This is a genomic window from Bacteroides sp. AF25-38AC, from assembly GCF_003602995.1.
Lineage (GTDB): Bacteria > Bacteroidota > Bacteroidia > Bacteroidales > Bacteroidaceae > Bacteroides > Bacteroides uniformis.
On sequence record NZ_QTMD01000086.1, the window covers coordinates 1 to 1231 of the forward strand.

Genomic DNA, 1231 nt, shown 5'->3' on the forward strand with positions numbered 1-1231 from the left:
CTGCCGTTGTACCTGGCAGTGCCGTTACCGGTATTGTAGTACAGGTTCTGTGTGAACTTACTTCCGCTGATGCCCGTCAGCCAGTTGCGGACATTGTACGCATACGTCAGCTTGTTTGTACTACTTCCGTGCAGGGACTTTGATTGCAGTCTTCCAAAGTTGTCATACCCGTAGGCAGCGAGCGTTACATTGGTTCCTCCCAACGTGTGCTCAACCTTCAAGAGTCTGTCCGCATGGTCGTAGCTGTAAGCATGCACTTCCGTGCGGGTTGTTTTTCCACTTGCCGCGTGGGTATGGGTCACCGTAGCGGGCTTGTCGGTGAAGGTGTAGCTCACATTCAGGTCTTCATCGGTGGTTTTAACAACCGAAAGCTGACCGGAAAAATTACGTATAGAAAGCAAAAGGCAGATGATTCACGAAGCCAAACTGAAAAACAAATTCCCTGCTTATATCCGATGACGTAAGCAGGGAATCGTTCAATTTATTGAATCAGAGATTCTTATTATATTAATATTCAAGCCAAAAATAATCAGGGGTGCGTAAAGTATCCCACAATGTAATACCACTATTTGCTCTGCATGCAATCACAATACTGGGTATATTGTCTATCCGGTATCGGAACGTACTATCTATGACCCTTTTTCCACGATATAATACAGTATCCAGAGATGTGACACGTATCTTTATTTTTAAACTATCATATCCGCTCTTATCGAAACGGGTGATTTCCATTCCAAGCCAATCTTCATGGTAGTCCAATATCTGGTCATCCGTCTTGTTCACATACAGTCCATTAAAAACAAGGCTGTCATTCACCCAACATTGGATATAATCTTTACCGGTACGTTCTTTATAACCAGTATCCACTCGAATCATGAAATCATTCTTTGAGATTGAATGGTCAATGCACCCCACCAGCATAGCAAGCATGATTATAAAAATAAATATACGCGTCTTCATGTTACTGCCTCCTTTTAAGTTTTTGTCTCCAGTTTGGAATATGCCTATTCAATTTGTTATGGATGTAGTTATCCCGAATTGTCTGCACTTGGGAATGATTCAACTGAATTGCTTTGAGATAATCTCCTTTGGAATCTAATTGAATTTCTTTTTTCTGTGTCATCAAGCTTTCCACATCCATTGTATGCCCCAATCCCCCTGATAGCTATTAAACCTTAATTCCGCAACACTATTATAAATATAACTTTTTAAGTACCTGAGCAACAAAAAG

The 1231-nt window shown here is 41.3% G+C and carries 1 protein-coding gene and 1 pseudogene; both read right to left on the minus strand.

Going from position 1 to position 1231, the window contains the following annotated elements:
- Positions 1-401, minus strand: a pseudogene (locus DWY55_RS21800) (hypothetical protein); the annotation flags it as partial.
- A gap of 106 nt (positions 402-507) precedes the next feature.
- Entirely contained in the window at positions 508-960 is a 453-nt protein-coding gene (locus tag DWY55_RS21805; protein WP_008662355.1) for a hypothetical protein, read from the minus strand.
- Between the last annotated feature and the right edge of the window lie 271 nt (positions 961-1231).